Origin of the sequence: Xenorhabdus sp. PB61.4 (assembly GCF_963894935.1) — a bacterium.
Classification (GTDB): domain Bacteria; phylum Pseudomonadota; class Gammaproteobacteria; order Enterobacterales; family Enterobacteriaceae; genus Xenorhabdus; species Xenorhabdus stockiae.
In genome coordinates this window covers 18,583-37,527 of sequence record NZ_CAWQJR010000145.1, presented here as the reverse complement: position 1 = coordinate 37,527, position 18,945 = coordinate 18,583, and the positions used below count along the sequence as shown (strand labels likewise).

Here is an 18,945-nt window from a genome sequence, read left to right as displayed (position 1 = left end):
GGAAATGTTATGGCTGACAATAGTATTCGTACCGATCTTTTTTCACCGGTTAAGTTAGGAGAGATCGAGCTTGCTAACCGTATTGTTATGGCACCATTAACACGCACTCGTGTTAATGAAGAAGGTGTGCCCAACGAAATGATGGTGACTTATTATACTCAGCGCGCCAGCGCCGGTTTGATCATTTCGGAAGCAACCAATATTTCAGCTCAGGGACGAGGATATGCCATGACCCCCGGTATCTGGACTGAAGAACAGGTAACTGAGTGGAAAAAAGTCACTGATGCCGTTCACGCAGTGGGTGGAAAAATAGTGATGCAATTATGGCATGTCGGCCGCTGTTCCCATGTTGATCTGCAACCTAACGGTGAATCGCCTGTAGCTCCCTCTGCTATAAAAGCAGCAGGAAATGTTTATACCGTAAAAGGCTTGCAGGAAGCCTCAATGCCACGTGCCCTGAATACGGATGAAATTCCCGGCATTATTGAGCAATACAGGCACGCAGCAGAATGCGCCAAACGAGCAGGATTCGACGGTGTAGAAATTCATTCAGCCAACAATTATCTCTTGGAGCAGTTCATACGCGATTCAACCAACCACCGAACCGATCAATACGGTGGCTCTATTGAAAACCGGGTTCGTCTGGTTCTGGAAGTGGTTAAAGCTGTCACCGGCGTATGGGGAGATGGTCGGGTTGGCATCCGGTTATCACCAGTGACAACCGAAGTCGGTGAAACTCCACTTGATAGCAATGTTATGGCGACTTATAGCTACCTGATCCGACAACTAAACCCATTCAAACTGGCTTACCTCCATTTTGTGGAAGGAACAACAGGAAAAGATCGTCTGATTCCTGAAGGTGTTGATTTGGATGCTTTACGCTCTCTGTTTGAAGGAGATTATATCGGTAATAATAACTATGACTTCGAAATGGCCATTGCCCGCCGTTCGGAAGGAAAAGTTGATGCAGTAGCATTTGGACGTCCGTTTATTTCTAACCCTGATCTGGTCAATCGCCTGCGTTATAATATTGAACTGACTGGTCTGGATCGCAATACCCACTACGGTTCTGGAGCAGAAGGCTATATTGACTGGCCGACCGCAAATTATTAGTTAGTTATCTGGCGGCTGGCCTATAAAGTAAAGCCGCCAGATTTTTGCCCGAAAAATACTCAGTAAGTAAAACCTAAATAGAGATAGATACTCAGCACAATACTGGCTGTCACAAGAGCGTAGGGCATTTGTGTACGAATATGTTCGATATGATCACAATCTGTTGCCATTGACGCCACTATGGCATCACCAGAAATGGGTGAAGTCATATCACCGAAAATAGAGCCGGAAATGGCCGCTCCAATCATATATTCCACCGGCATCCCAACCGAAAGGCCAAGTTGCACGCCAATCGGGATCATAATCGCAAACGTTCCCCATGAAGTGCCGGTCGCCAGTGACATAATAGCGCTGATGACAAAGATAAAACTTACCGAAAATCCGACAGGGAGTACACCATGTGTGATCTGCGCAATATAAGCCCCCGTATTCAGATCAGCCGAAACTGTTCCCATTAAAAATGCCAGAATCATAATAGAACTGATTTTCAGCATACTGGCATAACCAATATAAAGTTCTTCGAAAAAGGTATTAATGGATAAAACCCGGCGGCCTAAAAACCAAAAGAAAGAAATAACCGTACCAAACATCACACCCCAATAAACGGATGTTGAGCCACTGCCTTTGCTGAAATCACCTTCGCCAGTAATATAGAGAGCGACAGGAACCATCAGCACTGTTGACAGAATGGGGATAAAAAAATTCAGAACACTGTTACTGTTAGGGTGCCCAATAACTTCATCAGATGCTGTTTCTTTGCGGTTCAGTGCTGGCGTATTGTGCTGATGCAAAGCATTCTGCTCTGCTTTTTTCATGGGGCCCCAGGAAACATTGGTAAAAATATAAAATAATATGCTGGCAAGTGAGAGCCAGGCCATTAAGTTATATCCCAGAGAATGTATAACAATATCAAAAGGCTCACCTGAAATTAGCCCATTGGAAATTTGCACTCCGACTATTCCCATCATGACTGCGCCCCAGCCATTAATCATCGCCAGCGAGCAGACAGAAACACCGGCAGTCTGAATCAGGTAGGACATTTTTTCAGGAGGAACGGCATACTTTCTGGCAAGATTTTTGGTCGATGCACCGGCCACTAATTGGTTGATGGAACTTTCGATAAAAATAAGAGCAGAAATAATAATTGCCAGAAATTGTACGTTTTTCTTACTTTTAATAATTTTAGTTCGGTCAGTTAATAGCTGAACCAAAGCCCGTAAACCGCCCGTGACAGTAACCAGCCGCATAATACCGCCAATCATTATCATAAAAATAACCGTTTTGGTATTTCCCGATGACGTAAAAGTATTAATTACCCCCTCGAGCGTACTTTTTATTCCCAATATAATGTTGTGATCGTGTATTACCGTGAACCCAACCAGAATCCCCAGCATCAATGACAACATCACTTGTCGGGTGAGAATGGCTAATATGATGGTAACGACAGATGTAACAATCGTCCAGATTCCGTAGTCATGCATTTGTATTCTCTGATGTTTTTTTGTTGGTTAATGGAGAGGGAATGTAAAACATTAATGTATACGGCTTCTAATATGAAGCCTAGCAATACCGAACAAGAATACCAGTCAATTGATATTTTTTTCTGTTATCTGATGAAAAATTACTGATAGGCTCACCAAAATAATAAAAATTCATCTCTCTTTTCTTATTGATTTCAAATTATCGTGTAATTTTAAATTAATTTATTACACCTTTAAAATTAAATTATAAAATAATGACATTATCAAATAGTATCAGCCACATGATTATTTATAGCACTGTGCGTTGATATAAATCATGATTTAATTAAATGCTTCCATAAGTTAATCATAAAATAGTGATAACCAATTAATCACAACAAGGAATATTTATGATAAAAACCATAAAAATGGCAACATTATTTATCTCAATAATAATAACTTCAAATTCCTTTGCCAATAGTGAAATAAGAGCCAGAGATTTCGGTATTCCTTTTTCTGGAACCACCGGGAAATATAATGCAATTACCGATGTTAATGGTGTAACTGTTGGGTATTCGACCATGATCAAAGGTAATGGAAAACTAGACGTGGGGAAAGGGCCGATAAGAACCGGCGTAACCGCGATATTACCCAGAGGGAAAAAGTTCAGCCCAGTATTTTCCGGCATATTTTCTTTAAACGGGAATGGGGAAATGACAGGAAGCCAATGGGTTCAGGAAAGTGGTTTTCTGGAAACACCGATATTAATCACTAATACGCACAGTGTCGGTGTTGTCAGAGACTCAACAATCAGCTGGCTGGTTGATAACCATCTGGTATCACCACTTAAGGATGATTTATTTTGGTTACTCCCCGTAGTTACAGAAACATGGGATGGGATATTAAATGATATAAATGGCATGCATGTAAAAAAAGAACATGTCTATCACGCATTGGATAGCGCTAAATCAGGAATGATAAAAGAAGGTAATGTCGGTGGTGGAACAGGCATGAACCTGTTTGATTTCAAAGGAGGTACAGGGACTTCATCAAGAGTTTTAGATAAAAAAGACGGCGGATATACTGTCGGGGTACTGGTTCAGGGGAATTTCGGATTCAGAGATGACCTAATTATTGCTGGGATTCCGGTTGGTCAAGAGATAAAGGATTTCATGCCGATATATCATGGAGATAAGAAAAAAATAAAGGATGCAGGTTCTATAATCGCTGTCGTTGCTACAGATGCCCCATTAGCATCTCATCAGTTAGAGAAAATCGCCAAAAGAGTCTCTCTAGGGCTTGCCAAAGTAGGTGGCGTGGCCAGAAATACCAGCGGGGAAATATTTATTGCATTCTCCACCACGAATAACGATGCATTTTCCAGAGAAGATATAAAAACAATTAAAATATTACCCAATGACAAACTTGATCCTTTATATGAAGCAACTGTTAGCGCCACAGAAGAAGCCATTATTAATGCCATGTTTGCAGCTGAAACCATGGTTGGTAGAAATGGAAATATATCTTATTCCATCCCTAAAGAAAGAGTTATAAAAATATTGGAACGCCATAACTTACTTAGTCGAAACTGAAACAAAATCATTCAGATTTAATTTCTGTGTTTTTATTTAAAAACTGCGAATATAAAGGAGTAATAATAATGAAACCATACTTAGAATTACTCTGTTCTCCGGCTATTTGGGCGGAAGGCCCAGTTTGGCTACCAACAGAAGATGCAGTTATTTTCAGTGACGTAAAAGGGAATAAAATGTTTCGCTGGTCAGAAAATGATGGCGTCCATTTATGGCGGAAATATTCACATTTTTCCAACGGTAATACACTGGATAGAGAAGGGAGGATCATAAGCTGCGAACATGGCAGAAGGGGTATTTCCCGCACGGAAAAAGACGGAAGTGTTAACCTACTGGTTGAAAAAATTGACGGTAAAAGATTCAATTCACCCAATGATGTTGTTGTACGTTCTGACGGGACAATTTGGTTTACTGATCCGCCCTACGGAATTATTAACGATAATGAAGGCTATAAGTCTGAAAGCCAGATTATCGGGTGCTACGTCTATTGTTATGATCCTGCTGATAACAGCATTTCTATCGCAGCCAGTGATACTCAACGGCCAAACGGTTTAGCATTTTCTCCTGATGAAAAATATTTGTACATTGCCGATATGTCTATCGTCGATTTTCCGAAAAATGGCAGACATGAACTACGTATCTATCCGGTACGGGATAAAGTATTAGGGATAGGTAAACATTTCGCTACTATCTCTCCGGGGTTTCCGGATGGTTTTTGTATTGATAAATCAGGTAACATTTATTGTAGTTGTGAAAACGGCGTTATCATTTTTGATAAATTTGGTACGAAAATAGATAAGATTGAAGTGCCAGAACGTGTATCAAACTGCACTTTGGGTGGCATTAAGGGTGACCAGTTATATATTACAGCTACTACGTCACTATATCGGATATCTGTAACTCAGTTCATTAAAGGATGATGGAAGAGAAGAGTTAAGTTACTCCGAAATAGCAATTGGTAATTTATTTTGAGGGAAAAATGACAACATATAATGTAAATCCCGCAACAAGAACCGGTAACTTATCTCTTCCTGATGCTCGTACGCTTCACTGGTACGAGTGGGGACCAATCACCGGTAAACCGCTTATTTTCTGCACCGGCGCTGGAATGAGTGGCTCACTGGGTTTCGGAGAACAAGAGCTGAAAAGATTGAATATCAGATTAATAGTGCCGGATCGCCCAGGACTGGGGAATTCATCTCTACATTCCCATAAGACTTTAGTGAGTTTTGCCCAGGATGTTGCTGAGATACTGAAGCATTGCGGGTTACAAAAGTGCATGGTTTTGGGTTTCTCTCAGGGAGCGGTATTCGCACTGACACTGGCAAAAATCTGTAAAGCGACAGGGCTGGCAATTGTAGCCGGGCAGGATCAGTTTAGTTATCCCGCCACTCAGCAACTGTTAAATCAGGATATTGTTAATATGGTGAAGCAAAGAAATGCCGAACCGGAAATGTTAAAACAGTGGATTTCTCAGAATATCACTGCTGACTGGCTAATGAATTTTATTATGGCTCATAGTTCAGAAGTGGATTTGTCTTTGTACTCCCAGCCCAATTTTCTACAGGCTTATCGTCAGTGTTTAAATGAAGGTTTTTCCCAAGGGGCAGAAGGGTATACTCAGGATCTACTGCTTACATTTGGGCAATGGCCTTTTGATCCTGAAGATATTACCTGCCCGGTACATTTATGGTATGGAAAGCAGGATGCCAGCACCGTTCATTCACCAGACTTTGGTGAGATTTTATCAACACGGTTCCCTCATGCAGAACACACTGTTTTCGATAATGAAGGAGGCTCTTTACTCTGGCGGAAATCAAAAGACATTCTTGAAAAACTGGTCTTAACATACGTATAAAATTGAGGCAAGCAGCGCTTTTCGCGCTGCTTATAGCATTAAGGACTATGAAGAATGGCGGTTATTTTGTAACTGATACCAGTTTTGAATATCGTTAATAATCATGGCAGCATGATAGTTTCCATCTTTATCAATAAAATAATGGTCCAAACCATCATAGGCCTTGAAAGAAACCTTGGGATTATTAATATCAGCCATCATTTTTCTCGCCCCAGCTGCATCCACATTATTATCACCCATAGTCTGGATAACCAATAACGGTACTTTACTGGACTGGATCGAGTTCCGATTATCAATTGACAATGACTCATACCACCAATTTGCCCCATGACCACTGACATTCATGCCTACTGGCATATTCTGTTTTTTTGCTTCTTTTGCAAATGTTTTAAAACTATCAACTTCTTTATCAAACATTTCTGCCGGAGTTTGATGCCTGATGCTACGAATAACATCATCAATAAAGAAACGTCCACCGCCATTCATGGCAATTGCCGCAGTAATAAAATCTGCATTTTTCTCTGAAACTATCAGATTGGTAACAATAGCACCTTCACTTCCACCCAGCAGAATAATATGACGATACTTGCTTTTTAATTTGTTTAATACAGCAATATAATCTTTAACTCGTTTTAAGGGGGAATCGTTCTGAATATAGGCTGGTGGACATTCTGAATCACTAACTTCAACACCATTTTTTCCAAAACTGCTATCAAGCCCTGTTTTTTCTACTAGAAGAATATCGTTGGCAGGAAAAGCCGCACCAAAATTTTTTATCATTTTCTTATTATTGATAACACTACCACAATCAGAACCTTGAATCAGGACAAGAAGATCTTCAGAGTTTATACTATTTTTCTGTATCAAATAGTAAGTAATCTCTTTACCATCATTTCCTGGTAAACTATAGCTTCTCACTTCAGCCACGGACTGCATAGATATTGAGGTTAAAACAAGTACGATACAGATAAATATTTTTTTCATAATGTTCCGACCATTCTAATTAAGATAGGGTTGTATGAGGCAGGCCCAATATACGAATTAACCGATAAGGTAGCAATCTTATGACAGCATTTCAGAGTCACGAAGTTCGTTCGGTATTTGAACATTATCCTCAAGAATATCAGCAGTCATTATTGAAAATAAGAGAGTTAATATTTGATGTCGCGTCAAAAACAGAAGGGGTTGGCGTGATTACTGAAACTTTGAAATGGGGTCAGCCCAGTTACCTGACTCTTAAGACAAAGGCTGGAACTACAATCCGGCTGGACCGTTTTGGGGATACCCATGTGGCTATCTTTTTTCACTGCCAGACAACATTAATCGATACATTCAGAACACTTTTTCCTGAGTTAATTTATTCAAAAAACCGGGCAATAATTTTAGACCCTTACGCCTATTTACCAGTAAATGAGTTAAGACTATGTATTGAGATGTCACTCACTTATAAACTGAAGAAAAAGAGATAAAAATCAGGAGATACCCGTTGAATAATCAACTCACGGATATAGATTTGTGCGAAGCGCTATCAACTATCTTCGTAGATAATCAAGTTGATTATGAAGAAATTGCTTCTATCGTAAAATATTTTTCTATTGAACATGTAGAAACTGTTTTTTTCGAATGGGTTGCTCCTGTATGTTACACCAATGGTTTTACTCCCGTACCCTATATATGGACCTTTTTTGAACGCAAACAGCTTTGGGAAGACATTCAGTCTTTTCATAAACAACGGGCCATGGCAGGGATAGTCGGTAAAATAAAAACAAATATAAAATTATTTTTATTACGTAAATATTTTGAAGATGATTGGAGAAAATTACAAAAATCACTGACGGTTTTAATCCGTTAATTTATAAAATAAATGGGTAAATTAATATCTTTTGTTAGACTATAGCTCTTACTATAGTTACAAGAAGATTTTTATGATTTATTTTACTTCCGATACCCATTTTTGCCACTCCAGCATCATAAACCTATGCGGGCGACCATTTGAAACTGCACACCATATGAATAACGCCCTGATACACAACTGGAACGCATGTGTTACTGACCGGGATGAAATTTATATTTTAGGTGATTTTCTTTATCGTGGCACTGGAGCAGATGCGAATAAAATACTCCGTCGCCTTAATGGTAAAAAATATCTGATCCGCGGTAATCACGATAAATTTTTGAACGATCCGGACTTTGATATTTCGATGTTTGAATGGGTAAAAAGCTACTACGAAATGGATTATCAAAAACAAAAAATTGTGATGTTCCACTACCCAATTCTCGAATGGCAGGGCTATTTTCGTAATGCGATTCATCTTTATGGTCACGTTCACAATGCAGGTAAAGATCCTGAACAATACAAACGATTAAGTGTACTCGGACCCAGAGCTATTAACGTTGGTGTTGATGTTAATAATTTTTTTCCCATTAGCATTAACCAAGTACTGAAAAAAGCTCAAGAATAAGTATTCTATACTTTCAAGTTGTCTCTTTGCTGGCTGTGCTCGTTCACCCCGGTATAAACATACGATTATCTATGTTCCTAGGGGTTAACGGATATCATAGCCGATTAAGGCACAAGCTATTATTTTTAATAAAATCAATAAAGCAGCGTAACCGGGGTGAAAGCGTCTGGTTACGGTAATAAACTGCATTAATCGGCTGTTTTTGCTCAAAAGTGATATGAGAAAGGACCTGTTTAAATTCACCGGACTCTCTCATCTCATGAGTCATAAAATCAGACATACATACGATACCGACTCCTTTTCGGGTCAGATTACATAATACTTCACCACTACTTGCAGCAATTGTTGGGGTAATTTTGATCCCCTTTTTATCACCATGAAAAAGGGGCCATTCGTTGAGATTTTCTGGTGCAGTAAACCCGAGCAGACAGTGCTGTTGTAATTCTTCAACAGTTTTCGGTTCGCCAAAACGTTCTAAATAGAGAGGGCTTGCCAGAACTCGCAGTTTACTGTGACCTAACAATGTAGCGTGCAGAGAAGAATCACTCAGCGTTCCAATGCGAAAGGCAATATCAGTCTGTTTTTCCAGTAGATCCGTCACACCTTCGTAATTCGTCAGTTCCAGCGCTATCTGTGGGTATATTTCGTGAAATTGAGCAACCAGTGGTGCAATGACATGTAATAGAAAAGGAGTTGCGGCATCTACTCGTAACGTTCCGGAGGGAATATCTTTGTGACTCAGCAAAACTTCTTCCGCTTCTTGCGCAAGTTTCACCACTTCCCGTGCTTTTTGTAGAAATGCAGCGCCTTCTTCGCTTAACTTTATACGCCGGGTAGTACGGTATAACAAAGTACTGTCCACTTTTTCTTCAAGCCGTAACAACGCTCGGCTGGTGGCAGAAATAGTGAACCCCAGCCATTCAGCCGCTGCGGTTATTGAACCACTGTCCACTACAGCAATAAACACCCGCATTTCTTCCAGAGTAATTTTCATTTTCGCATTTAAGTCAAAAGTTTTTCTCATATTAATCAGTGTTTCTGCAAATATCAAACTGACATAATCACCCTCACTTACAGTGATGTCGTGTCAGCAATAACGCTGAGATTAAAGATATGAGGAAATTATGCGAACGAGCACCGCTCTGTTATCACTTTCTATTGGGGCATTTGCTATCGGGGCTACCGAATTTTCACCAATGGGTATGTTGCCGGAGATAGCTTCAGATCTGGCAATTTCTATCCCCACCGCTGGTATTCTGGTGATGGTCTATGCAATTGGTGTGATGTTGGGTGCGCCGGTAATGACCTTATTACTGATTAAACGTTCCCCGAAAGCCGCTCTGATTTTTTTAATGAGCATTTTTACCGTAGGAAATATCTTGTCGGCGTTATCACCTGATTTTTCCCTATTACTTATTGCCCGTTTTGTCACCAGCCTAAATCATGGCGCATTTTTTGGTATAGGCGCTTTGGTAGCGACCCGAGTAGTCGAGAAGGGGAAGGAGGCCAGCGCAATTGCCAGCATGTTTATGGGATTGACTATCGCTAATCTCGGCGGTGTTCCTGCGATTACGCGTTTATCGCAGATATTGGGCTGGCGGGAGGCTTTTTTCCTGATCAGTGTATTGGGATTCATTACCATGATTTCTCTATTATTGGCGCTCCCACGGGGAATGCAGGGACAGCCGCTCAATTTACGCCGTGAACTACAGGTTTTATTGAAACCTTCCGTATTGACGACGCTATTTTGTACGGTGCTTGGGGCCAGTGCCATGTTCACTTTCTATACTTATATTGTGCCAATGTTAATGACTCTCTCTCATGTTGCAGAAACACAGGTCAGTATAATGTTGGTGCTGGTTGGTGTGGGGTTTACCGTCGGGAATTATATCGGTGGTATTCTGGCTAACCGTTCTGTATCCAAAACACTTTATGGATTATTTGCATCACTGTTCCTGATTATGATGCTATTTCCACAAATCGCGAAAGACACGATTACTGGCGGTATCATATTAGTGTTTTGGGGAGCGGCTAGCTTTGGTGTTGTCCCGCCATTACAGCTAAAAGTAATGCAGGTTGCATCTGAAGCCCAGTCATTAGCTTCTTCTGTCAATATTGGTGCATTTAATCTGGGTAATGCCATCGGTGCTGCATTGGGGGCAACTGTTTTATCACTGGGGTTAGGGTATGAAATGGTCAGTTATTCGGGTGGTTTTGTTGCGCTCGTTGGTCTGTTATTACTGCTGATAACGGATCAAAAAACACAATCACTGACATTATCGATTAACAAAAGAAAAGGGTAGTCTACCGTCTGCATACCCGCCTGATTCAGGCGGGTAGTACCATAGAAAAAGTACCATGGAAAAACTACGGAGCAACATGATATCTTCCGGCTATTCCTAACCTATTCAGGGCGTTCATCATAATAGCCAGCCACTCAATTGCCGCAACCTGTTTATCGCTCCATACCGTTGCTGCTTTTTGATAAACATCATCGGGAATATGATCATTTTGTATTTCTGTTATCGCCTCCACTAATAACAGGGCAGCCCGTTCCTTTTCTGTAAAATATTCTGTTTCCTTCCAGGCTGGCAGCACGGCAACTTTATCGATAGGTTCGTTCTGTTGTAAGGCATCTCGGGTATGTAACCTGACACAATATGCACACCCATTAATCTGGGATATACGTAATTTTAATAGATGGCAAAACCCTTAACTAATACCGGCAGACAAAGCTGATTTATCGATTTCATCATTCACTATTTTCAGTTGTTGATAAATATTGGGGAAACTTTGTACTAAAGAAACTCGTGTCATCATGCTTTCCTTTTAAACTGCGATTAGATGGAAATAATCCTAAGATATATAGGTTTCACTTTTTGACACTTTTAAACATTTCTGCTGAAAAAATTGTTAGTACCTTATTTATCAACATAGCTGTGTGGTTACTTAATCGAATTCAACCATACCACTGATACAGTCAACGACGTCACCCGAAACCCAGATGCCATCTTCATCTGAAGTGATATAAATCCAGCCATCTCGTCCAATACATCGTCCTTGTCTGGCTGTATAATTTGCGGGTAATTTCCCATGTGGTATCAACCACTGAGCAAAAGCTGCATTCAGACTGCCAGTCACCGGATCCTCTTCAGAAATTGAACCACATAAGCCCCTAACTTCCAGACTTACCTGATTTCCTTCAGGATAAATTGCACACAAACCAATCTCATAGTTTTTCAATGGTGCATAATCAGGTTGTATTTCCAAAAGTTTATCGACAGATTTTAGTAAGATGCCAAGCCAGCCGGGTCCATTATCTATCCACTGACACAATTCAACATCATCAGCAGTAATACCAAGTCCTTTCAGAATTGTAGCAATTATATCATCAGCTACATCGCCTGTTCTTGCCAGCGGAGGGGCCATAAATGCCAACCGTCCGTTGAGCTGTTTGATAGTAATTAAACCTGCTTCACATTCCTGAATAATCGTTGCTTTATCTTTCTGATCATTGGCTTTCTGCCATACATAACAAGAACCTAGTGTTGGGTGCCCAGCAAAAGGCAGTTCGCCCGCAGGAGTAAAAATTCTGACTCTATAATCTGCATCAGGATGACGTGGTTTAAGTAAGAAAGTGGTTTCACTTAAATTGGTCCACTTAGCAAACTGAATCATTTGCTGTTCAGTCAGGTTATCTGCACCAATAACTACAGCCAGTGGATTACCTTGTAATTTTTTATCAGAAAAAACATTAACCTGTTCAAATAAGAATTTCATTATTCACTCTATTTTATAATTTAAACCATCAACAAATAAGTCTCTATTTTTTATAGCACGGTATAATCTCAATAAAAACACACGTTAAGTTACGTATTTTTATGGTATTAAAAAATAAGATAAAAAAGACTTGATCTCAAGTTAACCTGAGGTTTTAGAGTATGACACACTAATTAATGGAGATAAATAAGGAGAATGATAATGCCATTGGATATAATTACTGCCTATCGTAAATCAAATGCATTATTTGCCTTTGTTGACAGTAAAGCACCATTATATTTAAGTACAGAGAAGGGTAAAACAGTGGAACAACTTGCTAGGCTATGCAATGTCTATCAGGATAGATTTAACATCCTATTGAATTATATGGAAAAACTTAAAATATTAACAAAAAAAGAGGATAAATTTTATCTTACTGAACAATGGACATCACTCAATGATCAGAATAGCTTTGAAACACTGTATATAAAGTTCGAATTAGATCCCGTATTCTGGAATACTTGGTCACAATACAGTTCGTCTTTAAAAAAACCGAATAAAAAATCCGCTTTCGAACTTACCCATCACGAGTCATTTTTTGACTATCTCAATCATAAAAACAATAAAGATATTAAATTAACTTTTGATAACTTAATGGGAGAAATGACGAATAAAACAAATAACCATATTATTGATCACATTCCTCTGGATGGTATTAAGACATTTATTGATATCGGAGGTGGTGTGGGTAGTTTCGTGAAAAACATAAAAACTCACCATCCACATATTCAGTGTCATGTTATGGATCAATATAATTTCACCAGAAAAGAATCAGAAGAAATTACTTTTATTAATGGTGATTTCTTTTCTGAGATTCCATTCGGCTATGATGCTTATAGCATAAAAAATGTATTGGATGACTGGCCAGATGATCAGGCTATCGATATTTTAAAGAATTGTCATACAGCAATGCGAGATGATTCAGTTTTATATCTTATCGATATAATTAAAGAACCACATGAAGCAACCTCATTTGATTTATACATAGATACCCTTTTGTTAGGGAGAAGACGGTATCAATCCGACTTTGAGTTTATGGTAAAACAAGCTGGGTTATCTATTAAAAATATCTATAATTTAAATTTTTCCACAGAGAATGGAAATTACTATCTTTTTGAAATTAAAAAATAAATTTACTTTTAATACTGCGCTCCAGCCAGGGAGATAGCTCTGATTAAGTTTTTTTTGTCCCGGAGGGATAGTAATAAAGGCCGTATTACTATGAGACCTCCGGCGTTTAACGATTGGTATTTTTTCGCTTAAATGATAATGTGACTACCGTTCAAAACATAAAATAAAGGAGTCATTAGATGTCATCAATCCAGACAGAGATAATTCCCTTCTAATTAATTTTATTATTAACATACTTGATTAGAAGGGAAAAAGATGAATTACACAAAAATAGATCTTAACACGTGGAATCGTGGAGAGCACTTTGCGTATTATCGCCATAGTGTTAAGTGTGGCTTTAGTCTGACGACGAAAATTGACATTACAGATCTGCGCTTATCCTTAGCAAAAACACATTATAAATTTTACCCGACTATGATTTATCTGCTCACCAAAGTCGTCAATCAATATCCTGAATTCAGGTTAGCGATGAAAGATGAGGAGTTAATTATTTGGGACAGTGTTGATCCAATTTATACTGTTTTTCATAAAAAAACCGAAACATTTTCTGTATTGTGTACGACATTTTCACCTGATTTGCCGCAGTTTATGATGAATTATTGTGCTGACATTGAACAATACGGTTGTGATACACGTCTTTATCCACAAACAGAGAAACCGAAAAATCATATTAATATTTCCTCAATCCCGTGGATAGGATTTGATGGTTTCAACCTGAATATATCTGATATCACTGATTATTTCGCCCCAATTTTTACAATGGGAAAATATCAGCAAGAGGGCAGAAAAATATTGTTACCATTATCGGTACAAGTACACCACGCAGCCTGTGACGGCTATCATGTCGCTTTATTTATTAAAAAATTGCAGGCATTGTGTAATGATGCTTTGATGTAAAGAAAAAATATCAGGCCACCATTCAGTGGCCTACTTAAAAAATGGGTCTGAGGCTAATTGATTTTCCCTTAATAATTATTGACTTTTTATCAAAATTAAATCAATTTGCTATTGTCATTACCCCAGTTACTGAGAATTCGCGTTTAAGCTGAATACTTAAAAAACAACATTAAATTAATATCACCCTATTTTTAACATCTCTGAATGATGAATCCATATTGGAGCAGTATATGTTGATTACCTTAACTGACGTAACCAAGAATAATTATGAAGCAGTTTGCAATTTATCAGTAACTGACGAACAACTTTCTTATGTCGCGGAAAACGTATATTCCATCGCTCAATCAAAATTTAACCCGTCATACCAAACACGTGCTATTTGTCTGAATGGGGAACCCGTTGGTTTTTTTATGTGGGTACCCGATGCCGACAAAAGGATAACAATTTGGCGGTTTATGATAGATCAAAACCATCAAAAGAAAAGTATTGGACGCAAAGCACTAGCGTTAGCAATTGATGAAATCGGGCATACAGATCAGTTAGAGGAAATAGCAATTTCTTATAATCCTAAGAATCTCATTGCAAAGAATCTTTATGCCAGCGTTGGTTTCGTCGAAGTTGGTATGGATGAGGAAATTGGAGAAATGCTAGCGATTATCAGGATTTAAGTGCGAATATTTAGATCTCAACTAAGATTGATTTATACACACATAAAGGTTTGTTATGAAAAAATTAATTATCACTCTTATTTATTTAATACTAACTATTTCTGTACCATCAGTATATGCAAATACAACTCACGGCAATGCCAATGGCGGCAATGGACTGAATGGGGGAGACAGGGACGGTACAGCAGGATTGCCGGGGTGTGATGGTGGAACAAACCCATCGGCAGATGGAAAATTTTATCTTCCCGGAACACATCAAGAATGTAACCCCAGTGAGGAGGATGCCAAAAAGGTTAAAAAGCCCGCTAAAGCATAATGGCATATAACTGATCGAAAATTTTATTTATCCCATTCGGAGAAAGAAATGAAAATCATTCGCTATATACTGAATAGTCGGTTGATAGGATATGTTATAGGAGGAATAGGCGCCATTCTTTTTGGAGTCAGTCACATTCTAACGTTAAAAGAAGCAGAAAAATTCAGTAATTCACCACAGAAAAAATAACAATTAAATTTCAAATAGATACTCAATTATTCAGATGGGAGACATAGTCTCCCTATTTGCAGCGCCTCGGAAACAAAAATATCTGACCTATGATCAACACGATTGAGTTATGGTAATTTTTGATTTTAATAAACCAACGAGGTTAAATACCGAAAAATGAAAAAATCTACAAGAAGAGCTATTGCGAATATGGTTAGTTTATGTCTTGCAATATTTTTCATCAGTAAATCATCATTATCATTGATATATAATGGTGATAGTAATCACTATTATAATGTAGTGTTAATAGTTATGGCATTTTTTGGATTTGAATATGTATGCGATAGATTCATTAAGATCCTTGAGTTTTTTGAAAAAAATTAATTTATGTTCAACCAAAAAATTATCCCTCTTGAAATTTATTTTTATCTGGACTAATTCAGCCTCTGCGTTATATAAGCTTCACTTTCTGATACCTTTTAAGGATTTTTAATGAAGAAAACATTGTTATTGCAACAAATGCAGCTCTTCTTACAGGGAAGGCAGAAAGTGACCTTAAAAGAACTGATGCAAGAGTTTCAGTTATCCCGTAGTAGTGCTTTACGTTACATTTCAGCTTTAGAAGAATTGGGCGTTCCTTTATATTCTGAGCGGGGGAGAAATGGCGGATACGTTGTTGCTCCAACATACCGGTTAGCACCAGTCAGATTTAGCGCGGATGAAATTCATGCCATGTTATTTGCGATTTCAGGTATGCATGTTCTGCAATCCACCCCGTTTAATCTGCAATTTCGTAGTATTTCTGAAAAATTAAAGCAAGTATTGCCTCAAGATGAAAAAATAAAAGATGAAAGATTACGCAAGTGTTTGGGGGTGAGAACAGCCAGACAGATCAATCCAATTAAACATCTTGATATGTTACTCAATCATATTTTTCAACAGGAAAATCTGGAAGTAATATACTGCGATAGAAAAGTTTTTATTTACCCGATTGCGATGTGGTTTGAGTCAGGAAAGTGGTTTTTAGCTGTATTTGATTATGAAGCACAAGATTTACGTGTGTTACGCTGCCATGCAATCCAGTCATTTCGTCCAACGGCAGTAACTTTCGTTGCTCCTGAAAATATTCGTTTAACAGATTTCAATCTGTCTAATTTTGAACAATTAAGGCAGAAGCAACAGCAACATTATTTTGAAATAACGATAAAAAGATCAGGTATTGACCATTATCATAGCAAATCATTTTCACATATCTCCCTCAAATTAACCGATGATGGTGCACTAATTTCTGGTTATTATCATCAGGAAGAATTGGGTTATCTGCTTGACTATATAAATGGATTTTCCAGACATCTGATTTATATAAAACCTAAAACATTAAAAAGAATGTATATTGATGAAATTCAGATGCGTTTGAAACAGTTGGAATAAGAAGCGATTATACGTGTTACAAAAAATAGGTAATTAATTATCTGAATACTTAATGTCATTAAGAAAATCTAAAAGCCTCTTATTAGAGGCTTTTAGGGAAATATTATATTTCTTTGCCTTCATAGTAACCTACATAGCCTTTACCACAATGTGATGCTACCGGCTTTATGCCTTGCAAATGATACTGAATTTTTCCATCTGTGAATACGCTTTCAAAAATATGATTTTTACGCACTTCATACACAACATATACTGTTCCATTTGTACCAGTATAAGTTCTGCCTGAGCTATAACAATCGTTATAGGTAAAATCTTTATTTGCTGCTGATGCAGTTGCAATTCCGCCAGTTAATGCAAGACCAGCTACCAATGCTCCGCCTACTAATAATTTTTTAAACATAATAAAACCTCTAATTTAACATCATTATAACTTTCTATTTAAATTTATCACTTACCAAATATTCTTTGATAAGATGCGCTAAATATAAATCATCATAAGAGGAATTTACTATTTCAAAAATTGGAAACAGTATATGTTTTTATATTAAATTTGAGATAGGAATGATTAAAAAATAGCAAATAAGATTGAGAAATAAAATAACCAAATATAATTATCCATAACAAAATCAAAAAACCCCGTTATATTAACGAGGTTTATTAGCATTCTGAGGTACTGTAGCGATAGGGCTTACCTATGATTTTACACCTTCATATTTACCAACATAAACGTTCATTCCACAAACGTATAATTTTTTAAATCCTTTCAAATGCCATTTGAATCCATCTTCATTGCGCACATCAAGGAAAACAATTCCATCTTTTACTAGGTATTTAGTATATACTCCATTTTTATACTCTATAGGAGATGAATGGCAATTATTCCAAGGGATATCTGTGCTGTTTGCTGATGCAGTTGCTATTCCGCCAGTTAATAAGATAACCGCAGCCAATGCTCCACCCACGAAGAATTTCTTCAACATAAAACCTTCCTTTAATTTTTTCAGTTTATTACTTATAAAATCACATTTTATAATACGCGGTAAATGTAAATGACTAACAGAGGATTTTACCATTTCAAAATTTATAAACGGTGTATGTTTTTATTTTATATTCGAATTTTGGATTTTTTCTGAAGGTTAATTCAAATAGATCAGTAATGGAAATAAAAAATATTTTTCACAACCCCCTTCGAGAAAGGGGGTTTTGGGGTGGGATTTTAATTTCTTACACTATTACCAATATACACAGCAGCCCAAGCAGGCTTTCCTGCTTTATCTATACAGCTAAATTGAGGTCCCTGATAAAACCATTGTATATCTCCATACATCGTATTTTGCTGTATAAATTCTTGAGAAAAATTACGGTTCGGTTTAACAACTACTCGGGTATAGTTCGGCTTTGTTGAAATATATACAGACTCATTTGGACACAGGCTTTCAGCTGCTGCAGTTGCAATTCCAACAGTTAATGACATAACTGTAACTAGTGATCCACCTATGAAAAACTTCTTCAACATAAAAATTTCCTTTAATATTTTTCAGATTGTGAACCAAGTTAATTATTCATTAAATAATATTAAAATAATTAAAAAAATAATAAGAAGCCTTGTCATTTTTGGCGAGACTTCTTATTTTTCATAGAAAATTATGATAGTTATTTATAATATTTTAAACACCTTCATAAAAAGCCACATATCTTCCATTATTGCAAGATTTATAATATTGAAAATACCATGTCCTCCCATCCCGTGAAAATTTATTCGCAAAAACACCCGTTGAGTGAACCACAGTTCTGATAGGCTTACCACTACGATCGTTGCCCATCGCTTCTACACAATCCCTGTAGGCTGGAAACTCCCATGCCGAAGCAGTACCTATTCCTCCGATTAGTATCGCTGTTAATGATCCAACTTTTAATAATTTCTTTAACATAAACATTTCCCCATAATAATTCCAATTTTAATATATTGTTTATCAAGTTGCATTTAACAATGCACGATAAATCCTAAACCACCATCAGATGCTATAGCA

The 18,945-nt window shown here is 37.7% G+C and carries 21 protein-coding genes and 1 pseudogene; 13 read left to right on the top strand and 9 right to left on the bottom strand.

Annotation, left to right across the window (positions count from 1 at the left end; translation table 11 throughout):
* Positions 1–9: 9 nt before the first annotated feature.
* Positions 10–1,113, top strand: coding sequence for an alkene reductase (locus tag AACX68_RS07980; protein WP_228858764.1), 1,104 nt, complete (start codon positions 10–12; stop codon positions 1,111–1,113).
* Between the two features lie 59 nt (positions 1,114–1,172).
* On the opposite strand, the gene AACX68_RS07975 is transcribed toward AACX68_RS07980, so the two are convergent.
* On the bottom strand, positions 1,173–2,594 hold the full coding sequence (locus AACX68_RS07975) for a Na+/H+ antiporter NhaC family protein (RefSeq protein ID WP_228858763.1): 1,422 nt from the start codon (positions 2,592–2,594) through the stop codon (positions 1,173–1,175).
* Between the two features lie 389 nt (positions 2,595–2,983).
* On the opposite strand from AACX68_RS07975, the gene AACX68_RS07970 reads away from it, so the two are divergent.
* The 3 genes from AACX68_RS07970 to AACX68_RS07960 all read left to right on the top strand — a co-directional run bounded on the left by AACX68_RS07970 (position 2,984) and on the right by AACX68_RS07960 (position 6,023).
* Positions 2,984–4,165, top strand: a complete 1,182-nt coding sequence (locus tag AACX68_RS07970) for a DmpA family aminopeptidase (protein ID WP_228858762.1) — start codon at positions 2,984–2,986, stop codon at positions 4,163–4,165.
* A 68-nt stretch (positions 4,166–4,233) separates the two neighbouring features.
* A complete protein-coding gene (locus AACX68_RS07965) occupies positions 4,234–5,085 on the top strand; it encodes an SMP-30/gluconolactonase/LRE family protein (RefSeq protein ID WP_228858761.1) in 852 nt (283 codons plus the stop codon).
* A gap of 59 nt (positions 5,086–5,144) precedes the next feature.
* Positions 5,145–6,023: an alpha/beta fold hydrolase gene (locus tag AACX68_RS07960; RefSeq protein WP_228858760.1), complete on the top strand. Its 879-nt coding sequence runs from the start codon at positions 5,145–5,147 to the stop codon at positions 6,021–6,023.
* A gap of 45 nt (positions 6,024–6,068) precedes the next feature.
* Here the strand turns inward: AACX68_RS07960 and AACX68_RS07955 are convergent, their stop codons facing one another.
* Positions 6,069–7,007, bottom strand: coding sequence for an alpha/beta hydrolase family protein (locus AACX68_RS07955; protein WP_228858759.1), 939 nt, complete (start codon positions 7,005–7,007; stop codon positions 6,069–6,071).
* An 80-nt stretch (positions 7,008–7,087) separates the two neighbouring features.
* Here AACX68_RS07955 and AACX68_RS07950 point away from each other — a divergent pair, with 80 nt between their 5' ends.
* From AACX68_RS07950 to AACX68_RS07940, 3 genes are all read left to right on the top strand, one after another.
* Complete coding sequence (locus AACX68_RS07950; protein ID WP_228858758.1) at positions 7,088–7,492, top strand: DUF1801 domain-containing protein; 405 nt, start codon at positions 7,088–7,090, stop codon at positions 7,490–7,492.
* 17 nt (positions 7,493–7,509) lie between these two features.
* The gene (locus AACX68_RS07945; protein ID WP_228858757.1) at positions 7,510–7,875 is read left to right on the top strand and encodes a DUF7079 family protein; all 366 of its coding nucleotides are present in this window, start codon (positions 7,510–7,512) and stop codon (positions 7,873–7,875) included.
* Positions 7,876–7,948: 73 nt separating this feature from the next.
* A complete protein-coding gene (locus AACX68_RS07940) occupies positions 7,949–8,485 on the top strand; it encodes a metallophosphoesterase (RefSeq protein ID WP_228858756.1) in 537 nt (178 codons plus the stop codon).
* Between the two features lie 94 nt (positions 8,486–8,579).
* Here AACX68_RS07940 and AACX68_RS07935 read toward each other — a convergent pair whose 3' ends face one another.
* Positions 8,580–9,479, bottom strand: a complete 900-nt coding sequence (locus tag AACX68_RS07935) for a LysR substrate-binding domain-containing protein (protein ID WP_228858772.1) — start codon at positions 9,477–9,479, stop codon at positions 8,580–8,582.
* A 130-nt stretch (positions 9,480–9,609) separates the two neighbouring features.
* Here AACX68_RS07935 and AACX68_RS07930 point away from each other — a divergent pair, with 130 nt between their 5' ends.
* Positions 9,610–10,788, top strand: a complete 1,179-nt coding sequence (locus AACX68_RS07930; RefSeq protein ID WP_228858755.1) for an MFS transporter — start codon at positions 9,610–9,612, stop codon at positions 10,786–10,788.
* A gap of 64 nt (positions 10,789–10,852) precedes the next feature.
* On the opposite strand, the pseudogene AACX68_RS07925 reads toward AACX68_RS07930, so the two are convergent.
* Positions 10,853–11,176: pseudogene (locus AACX68_RS07925) on the bottom strand (carboxymuconolactone decarboxylase family protein); the annotation flags it as partial.
* A 258-nt stretch (positions 11,177–11,434) separates the two neighbouring features.
* The gene (locus tag AACX68_RS07920; RefSeq protein WP_228858754.1) at positions 11,435–12,265 is read right to left on the bottom strand and encodes a PhzF family phenazine biosynthesis protein; all 831 of its coding nucleotides are present in this window, start codon (positions 12,263–12,265) and stop codon (positions 11,435–11,437) included.
* Positions 12,266–12,466: 201 nt separating this feature from the next.
* On the opposite strand from AACX68_RS07920, the gene AACX68_RS07915 reads away from it, so the two are divergent.
* The 5 genes from AACX68_RS07915 (at position 12,467) to AACX68_RS07895 (ending at position 16,915) form a co-directional block, all read left to right on the top strand.
* Positions 12,467–13,435: a methyltransferase gene (locus AACX68_RS07915; protein ID WP_228858753.1), complete on the top strand. Its 969-nt coding sequence runs from the start codon at positions 12,467–12,469 to the stop codon at positions 13,433–13,435.
* A 255-nt stretch (positions 13,436–13,690) separates the two neighbouring features.
* Positions 13,691–14,332, top strand: coding sequence for a type A chloramphenicol O-acetyltransferase (catA, locus tag AACX68_RS07910; protein ID WP_228858752.1), 642 nt, complete (start codon positions 13,691–13,693; stop codon positions 14,330–14,332).
* Between the two features lie 230 nt (positions 14,333–14,562).
* Positions 14,563–15,000: a GNAT family N-acetyltransferase gene (locus tag AACX68_RS07905; protein WP_228858751.1), complete on the top strand. Its 438-nt coding sequence runs from the start codon at positions 14,563–14,565 to the stop codon at positions 14,998–15,000.
* Between the two features lie 55 nt (positions 15,001–15,055).
* On the top strand, positions 15,056–15,316 hold the full coding sequence (locus AACX68_RS07900) for a hypothetical protein (RefSeq protein WP_228858750.1): 261 nt from the start codon (positions 15,056–15,058) through the stop codon (positions 15,314–15,316).
* Positions 15,317–15,976: 660 nt separating this feature from the next.
* Entirely contained in the window at positions 15,977–16,915 is a 939-nt protein-coding gene (locus AACX68_RS07895; protein WP_228858748.1) for a helix-turn-helix transcriptional regulator, read from the top strand.
* A 103-nt stretch (positions 16,916–17,018) separates the two neighbouring features.
* Here the strand turns inward: AACX68_RS07895 and AACX68_RS07890 are convergent, their stop codons facing one another.
* From AACX68_RS07890 to AACX68_RS07875, 4 genes are all read right to left on the bottom strand, one after another.
* On the bottom strand, positions 17,019–17,315 hold the full coding sequence (locus AACX68_RS07890) for a hypothetical protein (protein ID WP_099122067.1): 297 nt from the start codon (positions 17,313–17,315) through the stop codon (positions 17,019–17,021).
* Between the two features lie 292 nt (positions 17,316–17,607).
* Positions 17,608–17,895 (bottom strand): hypothetical protein, encoded by a 288-nt coding sequence (locus AACX68_RS07885; protein ID WP_099122068.1) that lies wholly within the window; start codon positions 17,893–17,895, stop codon positions 17,608–17,610.
* A 236-nt stretch (positions 17,896–18,131) separates the two neighbouring features.
* Complete coding sequence (locus AACX68_RS07880; RefSeq protein WP_228858747.1) at positions 18,132–18,431, bottom strand: hypothetical protein; 300 nt, start codon at positions 18,429–18,431, stop codon at positions 18,132–18,134.
* Between the two features lie 151 nt (positions 18,432–18,582).
* Entirely contained in the window at positions 18,583–18,846 is a 264-nt protein-coding gene (locus tag AACX68_RS07875) for an LCI fold-containing protein (RefSeq protein ID WP_228858746.1), read from the bottom strand.
* Between the last annotated feature and the right edge of the window lie 99 nt (positions 18,847–18,945).